The sequence below is a fragment of the Falsirhodobacter sp. 1013 genome (assembly GCF_051195255.1).
Classification (GTDB): domain Bacteria; phylum Pseudomonadota; class Alphaproteobacteria; order Rhodobacterales; family Rhodobacteraceae; genus Falsirhodobacter.
Window position 1 is genome coordinate 601518 of record NZ_JBNJLK010000001.1, and the last position, 16849, is coordinate 618366.

Below are 16849 nucleotides of genomic sequence, written 5' to 3' on the forward strand. Positions count from 1 at the left end.
CTCCTGTGGATGACGGGGGCCGGAGGCCCCCCGCGTTTCCCTTACCCGATCTTGCAGGCCGCCATGACGGCCATGTTCAGGATGTCGTTGACCGAGGAGGTGGTGGAGCAAAGCTGGATCGGCTTTTCCACGCCCGTCAGGATCGGGCCGATGACCGTGGCCCCCGCCATTTCCTGCATCAGCTTGACCGAGATGGAGGCCGAATGCCGCGCCGGCACCACGAGGATGTTGGCCGGTCCCGTCAGGCGGCAGAAGGGATAGGCCTTCTGCTGGGACGGGTTCAGGGCCACGTCCACGGTCATCTCTCCATCATATTCAAAATCGACACCGCGGGCGTCCAGCACCTTTGGTGCTTGCGCGAGCTTTGCCGCGCGTTCCGAGGCCGGCGATCCGAAGGTGGAGAAGGACACGAAGGCCACCCGCGGCACCAGACCAAGATCGCGGGCCACGCCCGCGGCGCGTTCGGCGATGGTGGCCAGCTCCTCCGGCTCGGGCCATTCATGGACCAGCGTGTCGGCGATCAGCAGGATCTTTCCCTTGTGCAGCAGCGCCGTGACGCCGACGGCCCCGTCACCGGGTTTCGCGTCGAAGACGTGGTTGATGGCCGACAGCACATGCGCCGACTTGCGAGTGACACCGGTCACCAGCCCGTCGCCATGCCCATGCGCCAGCATCAACGCCGAAAAGACGTGACGGTCCCGGCCCACGAGGCGGCGGATGTCATGGCTGTCGAAGCCCTGACGTTGCAGGCGGGCGTAAAGGAAGTCCTTGTAGGCTTCCAGATGCGGGCTGTTGGCGGCGTTCACCACCTCCAGCTCCTTCACCGCGTCGGCGAGGCCGGCGGTTTCCAGCTTCTCGGCCACGTCGGCTTCGCGCCCCACGACCAGCGCGTGGCCAAGGCCCGCCCGCTGATAGGCCACGGCGGCGCGCAGCACGCGCGGATCGTCCCCTTCGGCGAAGATCATGCGGGCCTGCGCGGCCTTGGCGCGCGCGTGCACGCCCTGCAGGATGGACGCCGTCGGATCCATCCGCGACTTCAGCGCCAGTTCATAGGCGGCCAGATCTTCGATCGGGCGGCGGGCGACGCCCGTGTCCATGCCGGCCTTCGCCACCATCGGCGGCACCACGTGGATCAGGCGCGGGTCGAAGGGCGTCGGGATGATGTAGTCGCGCCCGAACGTCAGGTCGCGTCCATAGGCGGCGGCAACCTCGTCCGGCACATCCTCGCGCGCGAGTTTCGCCAGCGCCTCGGCGCAGGCGATCTTCATCTCGTCGTTGATGGCGCGGGCGTGGATGTCCAGCGCGCCGCGGAAGAGGTAGGGGAAGCCGAGGACGTTGTTCACCTGGTTCGGATAATCCGAACGCCCGGTGGCCACGATGGCGTCCTCACGCACGGCGTGCGCCTCTTCGGGCGTGATCTCGGGATCGGGGTTCGCCATGGCGAAGATCACCGGGTTCGGCGCCATGGACCGCACCATATCGGGCGTGACCGCGCCCTTGGCCGACACGCCGAGGAACACGTCCGCGCCGTCCATCGCCTCGGCCAGTGTGCGCAGGGACGTGTTGGCAGCGTGGGCCGATTTCCACTGGTTCATGCCTTCGGTCCGGCCGGCGTAGATCACGCCTTTCGTGTCGCACATGATGCAGTTGTCGTGCCGCGCGCCCATTGACTTCAGCAGTTCCAGGCAGGCGATGCCCGCCGCCCCCGCGCCGTTCAGCACGATGCGCACATCCTCGATCTTCTTGCCGGAGATGGACAGCGCGTTGATCAATCCGGCGGCGCAGATCACCGCCGTGCCATGCTGATCGTCATGGAACACGGGGATGTCCATGATCTCCTTCAGGCGCTGCTCGATGATGAAGCATTCGGGAGCCTTGATGTCTTCAAGGTTGATGCCGCCGAAGGTGGGGCCCATCAGGGACACGGCCTTGATGATCTCGTCCGGGTCTTCGGTGTCCAGTTCGATGTCGATGGCGTTCACGTCGGCGAAGCGCTTGAACAGCACCGCCTTGCCTTCCATCACCGGTTTAGAGGCCAGCGCGCCGAGGTTGCCCATGCCAAGGATCGCCGTCCCGTTGGAGATGACGGCCACCATGTTGCCCTTGACCGTGTAGTCGTAGGCCGTTTCGGGATTGTCCGCGATCGCCTGCACGGGCACCGCCACGCCGGGAGAATAGGCCAGCGACAGGTCCCGCTGCGTCGCCATCGGGGTCGAGGCCGTGATCTCGTACTTTCCGGGCGTCGGCTCCAGATGGTAGGCAAGCGCTTCTTCGGGTGTGATCTTGGTCTTGGACATGGCGGGATCCCCTTTCAGCCGTGACCCATAGCGGCCCGCTTGCGTTGCGGCAACCGTTCCGGCGTCGTAAGACGGGCGGCGAAGGAGAGCGCGATGACCGAACCCACCCCGATGATGGCGCAATATCTGGAGATCAAGGCGCAGCATCCGGCGGCGCTTCTGTTCTATCGCATGGGCGACTTCTACGAGATGTTCTTCGACGACGCGGTTCTGGCAGCCGAGGCGCTGGACATCGCCTTGACCAAGCGCGGCAAGCATCTGGGCGAGGACATCGCCATGTGTGGCGTGCCGGCCCATGCGGCCGAAGGCTATCTGCTGGGCCTGATCCGCAAGGGTTTCCGCGTGGCCATCGCCGAGCAGATGGAGGACCCGGCCGAGGCGAAGAAGCGCGGCTACAAGTCCGTCGTCCGGCGCGAGGTGGTGCGGCTGGTGACGCCCGGCACCCTGACCGAGGATGCGCTGCTGGAAGCGCGGCGGCACAACTTCCTTGTGGCCTATGCCCGCATCCGGGACGAAGGCGCGCTGGCCTGGACCGACATCTCCACCGGAGAGTTGCGGGTCATGCCCTGCCCCCTGCCGCGCCTTCTGCCGGAACTGGCCCGCCTGTCCCCGCGCGAGGTTCTGGTGAGCGACACGCAGGAAGCGGAGCTTTCCGGCCTTCTGGCCGAGGTGGGAGCCGCGGTAACGCCCTTGGCGAAATCCAGCTTCGACAGCGCGTCCGCAGAAAGGCGGCTGCGCGAGTTGTGGCAGGTGGGATCGCTGGAAGCGTTCGGGACCTTCGGGCGCTGCGAGGTGGCGGCCCTGGGCGCGGTGGTCGAGTATCTGGAACTGACCCAGCGCGGGAAGCTGCCCCTTCTGCGTCCGCCGGTGCGCGAGGCGCCGGGTGCTGCGATGCAGATCGACGCCTCCACCCGCCGCAACCTGGAGATTTCGCAGGCGCTGTCGGGCGGGCGCGAAGGCTCGCTTCTGGCGGCGATCGACCGGACGGTGACGGCTCCGGGGGCACGGTTGCTGGAACGGCGTCTGGCGGCGCCCTCCTGCGATCTGGGGACGATCCGGGCGCGGCTGGACGGGGTGCGGTTCCTTTTGGACGCGCGGTTGCGCGACGGGCTGCGCGACAGCCTGCGCCGGGTGCCCGACATGGACCGGGCCTTGCAGCGGCTAGCGCTGGACCGCGCGGGGCCGCGCGACATGACCGCGATCCGCACGGGTCTGGAACAGGCGCGCCGCATCGCCCTGCCCGACGCCCCTCCCCATCTGGCCGAGGCGCTGGCCGCGCTGACCGGCCATGACGATCTGGTGGCGCTGCTGGACCAGGCCCTTGTGGCCGAACCGCCGCTTCTGGCCCGCGACGGGGGCTTCATCGCGGAAGGGTATGACGCCGAACTGGACGACACCCGCCGCCTGCGCGACGAAGGGCGCGGCGTCATCGCCCACATGCAGGCCGAATTCATCGACCGCACCGGCGTGCAAAGCCTGAAGATCAAGCACAACAACGTGCTGGGCTATTTCATCGAGGTGACCTCCACCCATGAGGCCACTCTGCGCGGGGCGGGCTTCATCCACCGGCAGACCACCGCGAACCAGATCCGTTTCACGACGCTGGAACTGTCGGAGCTGGAGACGCGCATCCTCAACGCCTCCGGCCACGCGATGGAGCTGGAGCGGCGGCATTTTGCGGCTTTGAGGAATGACATCCTGCGCCACGCGGCAGCCATCGGCACCGCGGCGCGGGCGCTGGCGGTGCTGGACGTCGCGGCGGCGCTGGCCGATCTGGCGGCGTCCGAGGATTGGGTGGAGCCGAAGATCGACGACAGTCGCGCGTTTCATGTGGAACAGGGCCGCCACCCGGTGGTGGAGCGGGCCCTGCGCCGCAAGGGCGAGGCGTTCGTCGCCAACGACTGCGCGCTGACGCCGGACGCGACCCCCGCGATCTGGCTGTTGACGGGGCCGAACATGGCGGGGAAGTCGACCTTCCTGCGCCAGAACGCGCTGATCGCGCTGCTGGCGCAGGCGGGCAGTTTCGTACCGGCCCGGTCGACGCATATCGGCATGGTCAGCCAGTTGTTCAGCCGCGTGGGCGCCGCCGACGATCTGGCGCGGGGCCGTTCGACCTTCATGGTGGAGATGGTGGAAACCGCCGCCATCCTGAACCAGGCCGACGACCGCGCGCTGGTGATTCTGGACGAGATCGGGCGCGGCACGGCGACCTATGACGGGTTGTCCATCGCCTGGGCCACGCTGGAGCATCTGCACGACCAGAACCGCTGCCGCGCCCTGTTTGCGACCCATTACCACGAGATGACGGCCCTGTCGGCCAAGCTTTCGGGCGTGGACAATGCCACCGTCACCGTGCGCGAATGGAACGGCGACGTGATCTTCCTGCACGAGGTGACGAAGGGCGCGGCCGACCGCTCCTATGGCGTGCAGGTCGCGCGGCTGGCGGGCCTGCCCGCGCCGGTGATCGAGCGGGCGAAGGCCGTGCTGGAGGCGCTAGAATCGGGCGACCGCGACGGCACCCGCAAGACGGCGCTGATCGACGACCTGCCTTTGTTCCGTGTGCCACCGCCCCCTGCGCCCGCGGCCCCGAAACCGTCAACCGTGGAAGCGCGCTTGCGCGAGGTGCATCCCGACGAGATGACGCCGATGGAGGCGCTGCGCCTGCTGTACGACCTGCGCGGGATGCTGTGATCAGGCGGCCAGCGCGGTGATGACCGCGTTCAGCACGACCCGCCCCTGCGGGGTCGCGCGCAGGCGCTCGCCCTCCAGCGCCACCATGCCAAGGTCCAGCATGTCGGTCAGCCCCCGTTCGCTGATCGCCTTGGGTGCCAGCGCGCGCAGACGGGTCAGGTCCAGGCCTTCGCGCAGGCGCAGCCCCATGATCAGGTATTCGTCCGCCATCTCGGACGGGGGCACCGCCTCGCGCGGCTCCTCCCCCCGCCCCGCCTCGGCGGCGGCGAGCCAGGCGGCCGGCATCCGCTGCGCCACCGTGGCCCAGCGGATGCTGTCCAGCGTCAGGCGGCCATGCGCGCCGGGGCCGATGCCGGCGTAATCGCCGCCCTGCCAGTAGATGCGGTTGTGGCGGCTCTCGGCCCCGTCGCGGGCGTGGTTCGAGATCTCGTAGGCGGGCATGCCATGGGCTTCGCATACCTCCTGCGTCAGGGCGTACATGTCGGCCCCCAGGTCGTCCGAAGGCAGACCCTTCAACCCGCCCCGCGCTAAACGATCGCCAAAGGCGGTCCCGTCCTCGATCGTCAGCTGGTACATCGACAGGTGGTCCACGGCCATGGACAGCGCCTCGCGCAGCTCCGCCTCCCACTGAGGGAGGGTCTGGTCCTGACGGGCGTAGATGAGGTCGAAGCTGACGCGATCAAAAGTGGCGCGGGCGATGTCGAAGGCGGCCCGCGCCTCGGCCACGGAATGCAGGCGGCCCAGACGCCGCAGGTCGGCGTCGTTCAGCGCCTGCACCCCCATGGAGATGCGGTTGACCCCGCCTTCGGCATAGGCGCGGAAACGTCCCGCCTCCACCGAACCGGGATTGGCCTCCAGCGTCACCTCAAGATCGTTGGCGATGTTCCATGTGGAGCGCACGCGATCCAGGATCGCGTGGACGACCTCCGGATCCATCAGCGACGGGGTGCCCCCGCCGAAAAAGACCGTGTTCAGCACGCGGCCGGACGTTTCGCGACCCACACGGTCGATCTCGGCCAGATAGGCCGCCTGCCAGCGGGACTGGTCGATGCGGGTGGCCACATGGCTGTTGAAGTCGCAATACGGGCATTTCGACTGGCAGAACGGCCAGTGCAGGTACAGCCCGAACCCGCCGTTCCGCCAGTCTTCCATGTTCCTCAGCCCTTCAGCCCGGTGACTTCAATTTCCACCAGCATCTCGGGGCGGATCAGGCCCGCGACGACCATGGTGGCCGCCGGGCGGATGTCGGCGAACACCTCGCCCAAAGCGGGCACAAGGTCATCGACCAGTGCGGCGTCGGTGACGGTGTATTGCACGCGCACCACGTCCGTCATGGCGAAACCGCCTTCGGCCAGCGCCTTGGCGATGGTGGCAAAGCAGTTGCGCGCCTGATCGGCGATGCCTTCCGGCATTGTGCCGTCTGCGCCGTAACCGGTGGTGCCGGACACGAAGCACCAGTCCCCTTTCACAACAGCGCGGGAATAGCCCATCTTCGATTCGAACGGCGAGCCGGAGGAGATCAGCTTCACGAGAAACATCCTTTGACGAGCTTGCGGAACGCGTCCGCGCGGTGGGAGATGTCGTTCTTCTGCGCGGCCGACATTTCACCCAATGTGGTGTCGAAGCCGTCCGGTTGGAAGATGGGGTCGTAGCCGTGGCCTTGCGCGCCGCGCATCGGCCAGACGACCTGCCCGTCCAGACGGCCGACGAACACCTCGTCATGGCCGTCGGGCCAGGCCAGCACCAGCGTGGCGTTGAACTGGGCGGTGCGGGGGAACGGGGCGTCGATGGCTTCCAGCTTTTCCCACGTTTTCGTCATGGCCATGACGAAATCGCGGCCGTTCGGGGTTTCGGCCCAGTCGGCGGTGTAGACGCCCGGCGCGCCGTCCAGCGCGTTGATGGTGATGCCGCTGTCATCGGCCAACGCGGGCAGGCCCGTGGCCTTGGCCGCTGCATGGGCCTTGATGCGTGCATTGCCGACGAAGGTGGTTTCCGTTTCGTCTGGATCGGGCAGATTGTGGTCGGCGTTGCTTTCGACGGTGATGCCGTATGGGGCCAGCAGGGCGCGCATTTCCTCCAGCTTGCCCTTGTTGCCGGTCGCGAACAGGATGCGGTCGCCTTCGAACGCCCTCATGCGACGGCGGCCTTCTGTGCCGCGACCAGGCCCTCGACGCCCAGTTCGGCCAGATCCAGCAGTTCGATCATCTCGGCGCGCGAGAAGGTGGCGCCTTCGGCCGACATCTGCACCTCGATCAGGCGCTTCGATCCGGTCAGGATGAAGTTGCCGTCGGTGCCGGCGGTCGAATCCTCGGCATAGTCCAGATCCAGCACCGGCTGGCCGGCATAGATGCCGCAGGACACGGCCGCCACGTGGTCGATGATCGGGTCGGACACGATCACGCCCGTTTTCAGCAGCTTGTTCACGGCCAGACGCAGGGCCACCCAGCCCCCGGTGATGGACGCGCAGCGGGTGCCGCCATCCGCCTGAATCACGTCGCAGTCGATGGTGATCTGGCGTTCGCCCAGGGCGCTGCGATCCACGCCCGCGCGCAGCGAACGGCCGATCAGGCGCTGGATTTCCTGCGTGCGGCCGGATTGCTTGCCGGCCGCCGCCTCGCGCCGCGTGCGGGTGTTCGTGGCGCGGGGCAGCATGCCGTATTCGGCCGTGACCCAGCCCAGACCGGTGTTGCGCAGGAAGGACGGGGGCTTCTCCTCAATCGAGGCGGTGCAAAGGACGTGCGTGTCGCCCATCTTGATCAGGCAGGAGCCTTCGGCATGTTTGGTCACGCCGGTCTCGATGACCACGTCGCGCATTTGGTTCAGGGAACGGCCGGAGGGACGCATGGAAAGCTCCTTTGCTGGATGGCGCCAGATACCGCCCGGACGGCCTTTTTTGCAAGCCGGATTGACGTTTCGGGCCGCGAACTCCTACATCAGGGGAATGGTCGACACATCAAAACTTCTTGCCGATATGAACGACCGCTCGCGCGAGGTGTTTCGCCGCGTGGTCGAAGGCTATCTCGACAGCGGCGAACCGGTGGGATCGCGCACCCTGACGCGTGTCATGAACGAGAAGATCAGCGCGGCCACGGTGCGCAACGTCATGCAGGATCTGGAGCATCTGGGTCTGCTGGACAGCCCCCACATTTCGGCCGGGCGGGTGCCGACGCATCTGGGGCTACGGATGTTCGTGGACGGGCTGCTGGAAGTGGGCACCGTGTCGGCCGCGGACCGCGAACGGATCGACGCCAGCGGCGAGGAAGCGGACGTGGCCACGCTGCTGGACCGCGTGGGCAAGACGCTTTCGGGCGTCACGCGCGGCGCGAGCCTGGTGCTGGCGCCGAAGCACGAGGCCCCCATCCGCCATATAGAATTCGTGAGCCTTGGCGCGGATCGCGCGCTGGTCGTGCTGGTGCTGGCCGACGGGCAGGTTGAGAATCGCGTTTTCACCCCCCCGCCCGGTCAGACCGCCTCCTCCATGCGGGAAGCGGCGAATTTCCTGAACGCGCTTGCGGGGGGGCGGACCTTGTCCGAACTTCGCCAAAGCGTCGTGCAGGACATGAGACAGCGGCGGCGGGAGATCGACACGCTGGCGCAGGCGCTGGTCGATGCCGGTCTTGCCTTGTGGGAGAACGCGGGCGAGCCGTCGGAGCGGCTGATCGTGCGCGGCCAGGCCAACCTTCTGGAAAACGACGCGCAGGATCTGGAACGCATCCGCAGCCTGTTCGAGGATCTGGAGATGAAGCGCGACATCGCCGAATACCTGCATCTGGCGGAGGTCGGCGATGGTGTGCGTATTTTTATCGGCTCCGAGAACAAGCTTTTCTCACTTTCGGGTTCCTCTCTGGTGGTGTCTCCCTATATGAACGCCGATCGTAAGATCATTGGTGCGGTGGGGGTCATCGGACCGACGCGTCTCAACTACGGACGCATCGTGCCGATTGTCGATTACACGGCCCAACTGGTCGGGCGCCTCGTCACGCAACGGGGAAAAGGATGAAAAGATGACGGACGAACACAAAGACGACCTGATCGACAACGCCGAAGCCATGGACATGGAGGTTTCGGATCGCAACGAGCTGGACGCCCTGCGGGCCGAGCGGGATGAATACCGCGACCGCTTCATGCGCGCGCTGGCGGATGCCGAGAACGCGCGCAAGCGGGCCGACCGGGACCGGCGCGAGGCCGAGAACTATGGCGGGACACGGCTGGCACGCGATCTGCTGCCGGTGCATGACAACCTGCGTCGCGCGCTGGAAGCGGCCTCGGAGGAACAGCGCGCGGTCGCCGCGGCCTTGTTCGACGGTGTGGAACTGACCATGCGCGAGCTGCTGAACGTCATGGACAAGCATGGCGTGAAGGCGATCTCGCCGAAGGTCGGGGATGTGTTCGATCCGCAAAGCCACGAGGCGATGTTCGAGGCGCCCGTTCCCGGAACTGTGGCCGGTCAGATCATCCAGGTGATGACCGAAGGCTTCATGATCCACGACCGCCTGCTGCGTCCTGCCCAGGTCGGCGTTTCCTCCACCCCCGCGTCCTGAATGAAACCGCCGCGCCGTAGGGCGCGGCGGTTTACTTGCGGATCGACGACAGTGCGCGGCACAGATTGTCGAGATCATCCAGAGTGGCATAGCGGATCGACAGAACGCCGCCTTCCCCACCGGCCAGATGATCGATCTGCACTTCCATGCCAAGATTTATGGTCAGGTCCGTTTCCAGCGACCGTGTGTCGGCATCTTTCGGACCTGCCTTGGGCACACGAGTACGTTCGCCCCGCTCCGTTTGACCTTTTGCCAGCCGTTCCGTGTCCCGCACGGACAACCCACGATCCACCACCTGACGAGCCAAGGCCGAGGCATTCTCGCTGGTGATGAGGGCACGGGCGTGGCCGGCCGAAATCTGCCCCTCCCGCAAAAGCGCCTGCACATCCTCTGGAAGATTAAGCAATCTCAACAGGTTAGCTATATGGGGACGGCTTTTCGAGAGAGCTTCGGCCAGTTTTTCCTGCGTATGCCCGAAACGATCCATCAACTGACGGAAGCCCATGGCCTCCTCGATCGGGTTCAGGTCCGCGCGTTGAATGTTCTCGATAATCGCGACTTCCAGAACTTCTGTGTCGTCAAAATCGCGTACCACGACCGGAACGTCGTGAAGCTGCGCCATCTGCGAGGCCCGCCAGCGACGTTCCCCAGCAACGATCTCGTAGCGATCCGACCCTTCCAGCGGCCGGACGATCAGGGGCTGGATCACGCCCTTCTGCCGGATGGAGGCCGCCAGATCCGCCAGACCTTCGGACGAGAACTCCCGTCGGGGCTGGTTGGGGTTGGGGATGATCTTTTCGATCGGCAGCGTCATGTCGGCGCGCCGGGGAGCACTCTCAGACGGAGCGGACACGTTGATGTCGGCCATGAGGGCGGAAAGGCCACGGCCTAGGCCGCGACGTTCGGGCTTGCGATCCATCATGCGCTTTTCCTCATGGGTGTACGATGGGACGCGGTCATCTCGGCCACCAAGGCGCGATAGGCTTCGCTGCCTTTGGACGTGGAATCATAGGCCAGAACAGGAACCGAGAAGGACGGCGCCTCGCTGACCCTTACGTTCCTGGGGATGATCGTGGCGAAGACGAGCTCCCCCAAGGTCTGACGAGCGTCATTCTCAACGAGTTGGGAAAGGTTGTTGCGCTTGTCGTACATCGTCAGCACCACACCCTCAATGCGCAAGGCGGGATTGGCCGTCTGGCGCACTTCCCGAACCGTCAACATCAGTTGCGACAGCCCCTCAAGTGCAAAGAACTCGGCCTGAAGGGGAACAAGCACCGAGTCTGCGGCAACAAGAGCGTTGATCGTCAGCAGGTTCAACGATGGAGGGCAATCGATCAGAACGTAATCGAAGTCGCCGGAAAGCGTCTTCAAGGCGTCCTGCAACAGGAACGTCCGGCGCTCATTCGCTATCAATTCCATATCGGCCGAAGCGAGATCGGAATTAGCAGGACAGATGTACAACCGATCAAATGCGGTCGGGCACAGAACGTCGCCAATCGGTATGCCTTCGACAAGAAGATCATATGTCGTGAGGTTGCGAGCCTCCGGCTCTATCCCCAAACCTGTCGAAGCGTTCCCTTGAGGATCCAGATCGATAAGAAGGGTCCTGTTGCCCTTTTCAGCCAATCCAGCGGCGACATTGATGGCGGTCGTAGTCTTGCCCACCCCACCCTTCTGGTTGGCAATGGCAATAATACGTGGTTTTTCAGACATGAGAGAGCTTTCCGACTTCCACAATCACGCCTTCGGAAGCGGTTCGACTGGGATGAACAACATGTTCAAACTGCCACTTCTTTTGGGCTTCCGCAATCTCTTCCAGATGCTTGGCGCCCTTGGGGAACAACGCGATGCCTGAGGTAGATCGATGGAGGTGGGTGTATTCCAATAAAGTAGGTAAGGCCGTCAGGGCACGGGCCGAGAGAATATCTGCCTCAAGCGGAGGAACGGCCCCGATCCGAGCATTCAGGACTTGGACCCTCAGCTTGTAGCGATTGGCCATTTCTCGCAGAAAGGCGCATTTCCGTTGGTCGGACTCGACCATGGTCACCTTGCGGCACTCATGCTTCTCTTTTGAAAGAATAGCAATCACCAACCCTGGAAGACCACCCCCGCTGCCCAGATCAACCCAATGAGGGCCTTCTCCCCCCAAGGCATAGAGCTGAAGGGAGTCTAATATATGCCGTTGCCAGACATCCTCCTCGGACGCTTTTCCAATGAGGTTGATCTTCTGAGTCCACTTCAACAAAGAGGCTGTGAAGTCCTCCAGCACAAGTTGTGTTTCACGTGAAACATCATCCAGCAAGTTTAGCCCCATTTTTCCTGATCCGAGCCAAGATCAAGATCAAGGCAGCGGGGGTCATACCTTCAATTTGTTTCGCTGCAGCGATTGTCTTGGGCTTGTAGCGAAGCAACTTGCCTATAAGCTCGTTAGATAAGCCGGATATGGACAGGAAATCCAGTTCATCCGGAAGAATGGTGGCTTCATCACGTTGAAGAGCTTCCGCCGCCACCTTCTGCCGATCCGTGTATTGACTGTATATCGCATCCGTCACCACCTGCTGACGAATCCCTTTTGGAAGACGCGCGAAGATTGGTGCGAGATCATCAAGAGAATTATCCGATACACCATCAATGGCAAGAACGGAGAGGCCACTCCTCCTTACCCCGTCCTTGCTGATCTTGATCCCACGCGCGTGAAGTTCGCTAGGCGACAGTTGAAGAGCGGAAAGCTCGGTCACACCAGCATCTATCAAACCCACCTTTTCTTCGAAAGCTCGTGCTCGTTCTTCATGAACCACACCAAGGTCAACACCGACCTCTGTAAGCCTTTGATCCGCATTGTCCGCACGCAAAGAAAGTCGGAATTCGGCTCGCGAGGTGAACATCCTATACGGTTCCGTCACCCCCCGAGTTACCAGATCGGATGTCATCACTCCAAGGTAGGTGTCCGTCCGGCTGAACGTTTTTTGTTCTTTCATCTGAACCCGGAGGGCAGCGTTCAAACCGGCGATCAGCCCTTGGGCACCCGCTTCCTCATAGCCTGTCGTGCCATTGATCTGGCCCGCCATCCAGAAGTTTTCGATATCCCGCAGCTCCAACGCCTCCGTCAGGCCCCGAGGGTCGAAGAAGTCATACTCAATCGCGTATCCAGGCTGGGTAATCTTGACATTTTCCAACCCGACAATTGTCCGGACATATTCTTCCTGAACTTCGGCTGGTAGGGAAGTAGAGATTCCGTTTGGATACACTGTCGGGTCATCAAGGCCTTCGGGTTCCAAGAAGATCTGGTGGGACGTCTTATCCGCGAACCGAACGATTTTATCTTCGATCGATGGGCAATAGCGTGGCCCGACCCCTTCGATATGCCCGCCATACATCGCAGACCTGGCCAGATTCGATCGAACAATATCATGTGTCCGGTCATTCGTATGGGTAACTCCACACGAGATTTGAGGTACTGCAGGTCCCGGCGACAAAAACGACAGCATCACAGGCTCTTCATCGCCAGCCTGATGTTCAAGACGCGCCCAATCAATCGTACGCCCATCCAAACGGGGGGGGGTTCCAGTCTTCAACCGACCTTTATGAAGACCTAGATCTGCCAACTGGTGGGCGAGAGAGATAGAGGGGCGATCCCCCATACGGCCACCAGCATGATGCTTGTCGCCTATATGGATGACGCCATTCAGGAAGGTGCCGGAGGTCAGAACAACAGCCTCAGCGGTAATTTGAATATCGCCCGCCAGTTCCACACCGTAAACCTTGTCGTTCCTCAACAAAAGGCCGACGACTTCACCCGAAAGAACATCAAGGTTTTGCGTCCGCCGCACAGCGTCTTGTACTGCAAGTCGGTACAGCTTACGGTCAGCTTGGATTCTAGGACCTTGTACTGCCGCGCCTTTGCGGCGGTTCAAAAGGCGATACTGGATGCCCGCCAAATCTCCCGCCCGTGCCATTACGCCATCCAGGGCATCAATCTCGCGCACCAAATGGCCTTTTCCCAAGCCACCGATGGCCGGGTTGCAGGACATGATCCCGATCTTGTCCTTATCCAAGCTGACGAGAAGTGTCTGAACACCCATACGCGCAGCAGCGGCAGCCGCTTCCACGCCTGCATGTCCCCCGCCGATAACGATGACTGAATAATGTTTCACGTGAAACACCTATTTCCCAATACAGAAACTTGAAAAGATCTCGCTCAGAAGATCTTCGACATCTACACGGCCGACCAGCATGTCCAGTTCAAAAATCCCACGACGCAGCTTTTCCGCGGCCACTTCATCTCGTGTTCCCGATCTTAACTCATCCCGCGCGGATTCTAAATGTCCAATCGCTTGCAGGACCGCCACGCGATGACGTTCTCGCGTGATTGTGCCGGAGTGGGCGCTGAGGGCTTGCAACTTGGAGGTGATAGCGTCCATCAACGCATCCAACCCCTGCCCCGTCAGGCCCGAGACACCCGCACCCGTCAGGTCAGCCTTGGCCCCCACGACGATATCGCCGTCCAGAGGATCCAGAACAAGATCCGTACCATCATCCAGGAATACCCGCAGATCGGCCTGACGAGCCCGGTGCAAGGCACGCTCGATGCCCAAGGTTTCGATCCTGTCATCGGTGGTCCGCAAACCCGCGGTGTCCAGAACCGTGACAGCCAATCCGCCCATATCCATGCGCACTTCGATGATGTCGCGCGTCGTGCCCGCAACATCCGAGGTCAATGCCGCATCGCGACCTGCCAAGGCATTGAGAAGAGTTGATTTTCCTGAATTCGGAGCGCCCACGATGGCCACTTCGAATCCGTCCCGGATACGTTCTGCCGCCCGACTTCCTTCAACCTCATGGCGAAGATCAGCCAACACGGCATCCAGAAGCGCTGTCACCTCGGGAGAGACATCGACCGGCACTTCTTCATCGGCGAAATCGATGGTGGCTTCGATCAAGGCTGCCGCACGGATCAAGTCGCGACGCCATCCTTCGGCGCGCCGTCCGATCGCACCGGACAAAACCCTCAGCGCCTGCCGCCGCTGGGACTCCGTCTCGGCGTCGATCAGGTCTGCCAGTCCCTCGACCTGCGCCAGGTCCAGACAGCCGTTTTCGAGCGCGCGGCGGGTGAACTCCCCCGCCTCCGCCAGCCGGCATCCTGGCAACCTGGATAACGCACGCAGCACGGCGGAAATGGTGGCCACACTACCATGAACATGCAGTTCCGCCACATCTTCGCCGGTGAAGCTGGCGCCCTTGCGGAACAACAGCACCAAGGCTTCGTCCAAAGTGCCGTTCTCGTCGCTCAACCGTCTCAAGGCGGCACGACGAGGCTCCGGGAGCGTTTCCACCCCCAAGGCCTTCACCGTGTCAAATGCCAACGGTCCCGAGATACGTATGACCGAGACCCCCGCCCTGCCACGGGCGCTGGCAAGGGCGTAGATCGTGTCCATACGTAACCCCTTGATATATCAGGTATTCATCGAATCAAAGAATTCGGAGTTCGATTTCGTCTGCTTCAGCTTGGAAATCAGGAACTCGATCGCGTCCGTGGTGCCCATCGGGTTCAGGATCCGGCGCAGCACATAGGTCTTCTGAAGATCCGACTTGTCGACCAGCAGATCCTCTTTCCGCGTACCAGATTTGAGGATGTCCATCGCCGGGAAGACGCGCTTGTCCGCCACCTTGCGGTCCAGCACGATCTCGGAGTTGCCGGTGCCCTTGAACTCCTCGAAGATCACCTCGTCCATCCGGCTGCCGGTGTCGATCAGCGCAGTGGCGATGATGGTCAGAGAGCCGCCTTCCTCGATGTTCCGGGCCGCGCCGAAGAAGCGCTTGGGGCGTTGCAGCGCGTTCGCGTCCACACCCCCTGTCAGCACCTTGCCCGAGGACGGCACGACCGTGTTGAAGGCCCGGCCCAGGCGCGTGATGCTGTCCAGCAGGATCACCACGTCGCGCTTGTGTTCCACCAGGCGCTTGGCCTTCTCGATCACCATCTCGGCCACGGCCACGTGACGCGTCGCGGGCTCGTCGAAGGTCGACGACACCACCTCGCCCTTCACGCTGCGCTGCATGTCCGTCACCTCTTCAGGCCGCTCGTCGATCAGCAGCACGATCAGATAGCACTCGGGGTGATTGGTCGCGATGGAATGGGCGATGTTCTGCAGCAGCACTGTCTTGCCCGTCCGCGGCGGGGCCACGATCAGCGCGCGCTGCCCTTTCCCGATCGGTGAGACGAGATCGATGATGCGGGCCGAGCGGTCCTTGAAGGTCGGATCCTCGACTTCCATCTTCAGCCGCTCGTCGGGATAGAGCGGCGTCAAGTTGTCGAAATGCACCTTGTGGCGGGCATTTTCCGGCGTGTCGAAGTTGATCTTCTGCAGACGGGTCAGGCAGAAGTAGCGTTCCGTCTCGCTGGGCGCCTTGATGACGCCTTCGACCGTGTCGCCGGTGCGCAGCGAATACTGCCGGATCATCTCGGGCGAGACATAGATGTCGTCCGGACCCGACAGATAGTTCGCTTCCGGCGACCGAAGGAAGCCGAAGCCGTCCTGCAGCACTTCCAGAACGCCGTCCCCGCCGATCTCCCAGCCTTCCTCGGCATGTTCCTTCAACAGCTGGAACATCATCTCGCCCTTGCGCATGGACGGCGCGTTCTCGATCTCCCACTCCTCGGCCATGGCTAGAAGGTCCGCAGGCGTCTTGGCCTTCAGATCGGAAAGGTTGAGGCGTTCGATGATCTCGGTCATTTCGGTCATGCGGGGAAACTTGTCTTGGGGGCGCGGCAAGGCGCGCTCGGGTCACGTCGGAACGGAGGATGCTGTGGACCGGACGGTCCTGCTGATGCCGCAGATAGGCGTCCCGAGCGTTCGAGTCAACTAGAACCGCACGATCACCGACACCACGATCAACACCATCAGCAGCGTCGGCACCTCGTTCATTATGCGGTAGGTCCGGCCGGAAAGGCGGTTCTCCCCACGCTCGAAGTCCTTGCGCCGGGCCGCCAGCCATCCGTGGAACCCGCTCATCGCCAGAACGCCAGCCGCCTTGGTCCAAGGCCAGACCTGCGACCAGTCCACCACGCCGGGCGTAAACACCAGCGCCAGGCCGAGCACCCAGGTCGCGATCATGGCCGGGTTGATGATCGCGCGCAGCAACCGGCGCTCCATCGTCTGGAACAAGGCCTCGGGCACGTCATTTTCGGCGTGATAGACATAAAGCCGTGGCAGATAGAACAGACCGGCCATCCAGGCGATCACCGCGATCACGTGGAACGCCTTGATCCACGGGTAGGCGTTGGTCAGCACGTCGGACATGCCCTCTCCTTTCTAAAAAGAA

General features: G+C 63.2%; 15 protein-coding genes. 3 read left to right on the forward strand and 12 right to left on the reverse strand.

Features of this window, described 5'->3' with window-relative positions:
• Window positions 1-41: 41 nt before the first annotated feature.
• A complete protein-coding gene (locus ACSHZY_RS03085) occupies window positions 42-2297 on the reverse strand; it encodes an NADP-dependent malic enzyme (RefSeq protein ID WP_435165230.1) in 2256 nt (751 codons plus the stop codon).
• Window positions 2298-2390: 93 nt separating this feature from the next.
• Here ACSHZY_RS03085 and mutS point away from each other — a divergent pair, with 93 nt between their 5' ends.
• Window positions 2391-4988, forward strand: coding sequence for a DNA mismatch repair protein MutS (gene mutS, locus ACSHZY_RS03090; protein ID WP_435165233.1), 2598 nt, complete (start codon window positions 2391-2393; stop codon window positions 4986-4988).
• Here mutS and hemW read toward each other — a convergent pair whose 3' ends face one another.
• From hemW to rph, 4 genes are read right to left on the reverse strand one after another with little or no spacing between them, the layout of a single operon-like run.
• On the reverse strand, window positions 4989-6140 hold the full coding sequence (gene hemW / locus ACSHZY_RS03095) for a radical SAM family heme chaperone HemW (protein ID WP_435165236.1): 1152 nt from the start codon (window positions 6138-6140) through the stop codon (window positions 4989-4991). It abuts the gene before it with no gap.
• A gap of 5 nt (window positions 6141-6145) precedes the next feature.
• Window positions 6146-6517, reverse strand: a complete 372-nt coding sequence (locus ACSHZY_RS03100; protein ID WP_435165464.1) for a RidA family protein — start codon at window positions 6515-6517, stop codon at window positions 6146-6148.
• Window positions 6514-7122: an RdgB/HAM1 family non-canonical purine NTP pyrophosphatase gene (gene rdgB / locus ACSHZY_RS03105; RefSeq protein WP_435165239.1), complete on the reverse strand. Its 609-nt coding sequence runs from the start codon at window positions 7120-7122 to the stop codon at window positions 6514-6516. Before rdgB ends, ACSHZY_RS03100 begins: the two co-directional genes overlap by 4 nt.
• The gene (gene rph, locus ACSHZY_RS03110; protein WP_435165242.1) at window positions 7119-7832 is read right to left on the reverse strand and encodes a ribonuclease PH; all 714 of its coding nucleotides are present in this window, start codon (window positions 7830-7832) and stop codon (window positions 7119-7121) included. Before rph ends, rdgB begins: the two co-directional genes overlap by 4 nt.
• Before the next feature lie 97 nt (window positions 7833-7929).
• Here rph and hrcA point away from each other — a divergent pair, with 97 nt between their 5' ends.
• Both hrcA and ACSHZY_RS03120 read left to right on the forward strand, forming a co-directional pair.
• Window positions 7930-8988 carry a heat-inducible transcriptional repressor HrcA gene (hrcA, locus tag ACSHZY_RS03115; RefSeq protein WP_435165245.1) on the forward strand — a complete coding sequence of 353 codons (1059 nt, stop codon included), beginning with the start codon at window positions 7930-7932 and terminating at the stop codon, window positions 8986-8988.
• A 49-nt stretch (window positions 8989-9037) separates the two neighbouring features.
• Complete coding sequence (locus tag ACSHZY_RS03120) at window positions 9038-9529, forward strand: nucleotide exchange factor GrpE (protein ID WP_435165467.1); 492 nt, start codon at window positions 9038-9040, stop codon at window positions 9527-9529.
• A gap of 31 nt (window positions 9530-9560) precedes the next feature.
• On the opposite strand, the gene ACSHZY_RS03125 is transcribed toward ACSHZY_RS03120, so the two are convergent.
• From ACSHZY_RS03125 to hemJ, 7 genes are all read right to left on the reverse strand, one after another.
• On the reverse strand, window positions 9561-10451 hold the full coding sequence (locus ACSHZY_RS03125) for a ParB/RepB/Spo0J family partition protein (protein ID WP_435165248.1): 891 nt from the start codon (window positions 10449-10451) through the stop codon (window positions 9561-9563).
• Window positions 10448-11242, reverse strand: a complete 795-nt coding sequence (locus ACSHZY_RS03130; RefSeq protein ID WP_435165250.1) for a ParA family protein — start codon at window positions 11240-11242, stop codon at window positions 10448-10450. The genes ACSHZY_RS03125 and ACSHZY_RS03130 overlap by 4 nt, the downstream gene beginning before the upstream one ends.
• Window positions 11235-11831 (reverse strand): 16S rRNA (guanine(527)-N(7))-methyltransferase RsmG, encoded by a 597-nt coding sequence (rsmG, locus tag ACSHZY_RS03135; protein ID WP_435165253.1) that lies wholly within the window; start codon window positions 11829-11831, stop codon window positions 11235-11237. Before rsmG ends, ACSHZY_RS03130 begins: the two co-directional genes overlap by 8 nt.
• Window positions 11821-13683, reverse strand: a complete 1863-nt coding sequence (gene mnmG / locus ACSHZY_RS03140; RefSeq protein WP_435165256.1) for a tRNA uridine-5-carboxymethylaminomethyl(34) synthesis enzyme MnmG — start codon at window positions 13681-13683, stop codon at window positions 11821-11823. The genes rsmG and mnmG overlap by 11 nt, the downstream gene beginning before the upstream one ends.
• A gap of 9 nt (window positions 13684-13692) precedes the next feature.
• Window positions 13693-14964, reverse strand: coding sequence for a tRNA uridine-5-carboxymethylaminomethyl(34) synthesis GTPase MnmE (gene mnmE / locus ACSHZY_RS03145; protein WP_435165258.1), 1272 nt, complete (start codon window positions 14962-14964; stop codon window positions 13693-13695).
• 18 nt (window positions 14965-14982) lie between these two features.
• Window positions 14983-16251, reverse strand: a complete 1269-nt coding sequence (rho, locus tag ACSHZY_RS03150; RefSeq protein ID WP_435165470.1) for a transcription termination factor Rho — start codon at window positions 16249-16251, stop codon at window positions 14983-14985.
• Between the two features lie 138 nt (window positions 16252-16389).
• Entirely contained in the window at window positions 16390-16827 is a 438-nt protein-coding gene (gene hemJ, locus ACSHZY_RS03155) for a protoporphyrinogen oxidase HemJ (RefSeq protein ID WP_435165260.1), read from the reverse strand.
• Between the last annotated feature and the right edge of the window lie 22 nt (window positions 16828-16849).

Bases quoted from the DNA above. Each gene is read 5' to 3' on its own strand.
- hemW (WP_435165236.1), bottom strand. From the start codon at position 6,140: ATGGAAGACTGGCGGAACGGCGGGTTCGGGCTGTACCTGCACTGGCCG.
- mnmE (WP_435165258.1), bottom strand. From the start codon at position 14,964: ATGGACACGATCTACGCCCTTGCCAGCGCCCGTGGCAGGGCGGGGGTC.
- ACSHZY_RS03085 (WP_435165230.1), bottom strand. From the start codon at position 2,297: ATGTCCAAGACCAAGATCACACCCGAAGAAGCGCTTGCCTACCATCTG.
- rph (WP_435165242.1), bottom strand. From the start codon at position 7,832: ATGCGTCCCTCCGGCCGTTCCCTGAACCAAATGCGCGACGTGGTCATC.
- ACSHZY_RS03130 (WP_435165250.1), bottom strand. From the start codon at position 11,242: ATGTCTGAAAAACCACGTATTATTGCCATTGCCAACCAGAAGGGTGGG.
- rdgB (WP_435165239.1), bottom strand. From the start codon at position 7,122: ATGAGGGCGTTCGAAGGCGACCGCATCCTGTTCGCGACCGGCAACAAG.
- hemJ (WP_435165260.1), bottom strand. From the start codon at position 16,827: ATGTCCGACGTGCTGACCAACGCCTACCCGTGGATCAAGGCGTTCCAC.
- ACSHZY_RS03125 (WP_435165248.1), bottom strand. From the start codon at position 10,451: ATGATGGATCGCAAGCCCGAACGTCGCGGCCTAGGCCGTGGCCTTTCC.
- ACSHZY_RS03120 (WP_435165467.1), top strand. From the start codon at position 9,038: ATGGACATGGAGGTTTCGGATCGCAACGAGCTGGACGCCCTGCGGGCC.
- mutS (WP_435165233.1), top strand. From the start codon at position 2,391: ATGACCGAACCCACCCCGATGATGGCGCAATATCTGGAGATCAAGGCG.
- hrcA (WP_435165245.1), top strand. From the start codon at position 7,930: ATGGTCGACACATCAAAACTTCTTGCCGATATGAACGACCGCTCGCGC.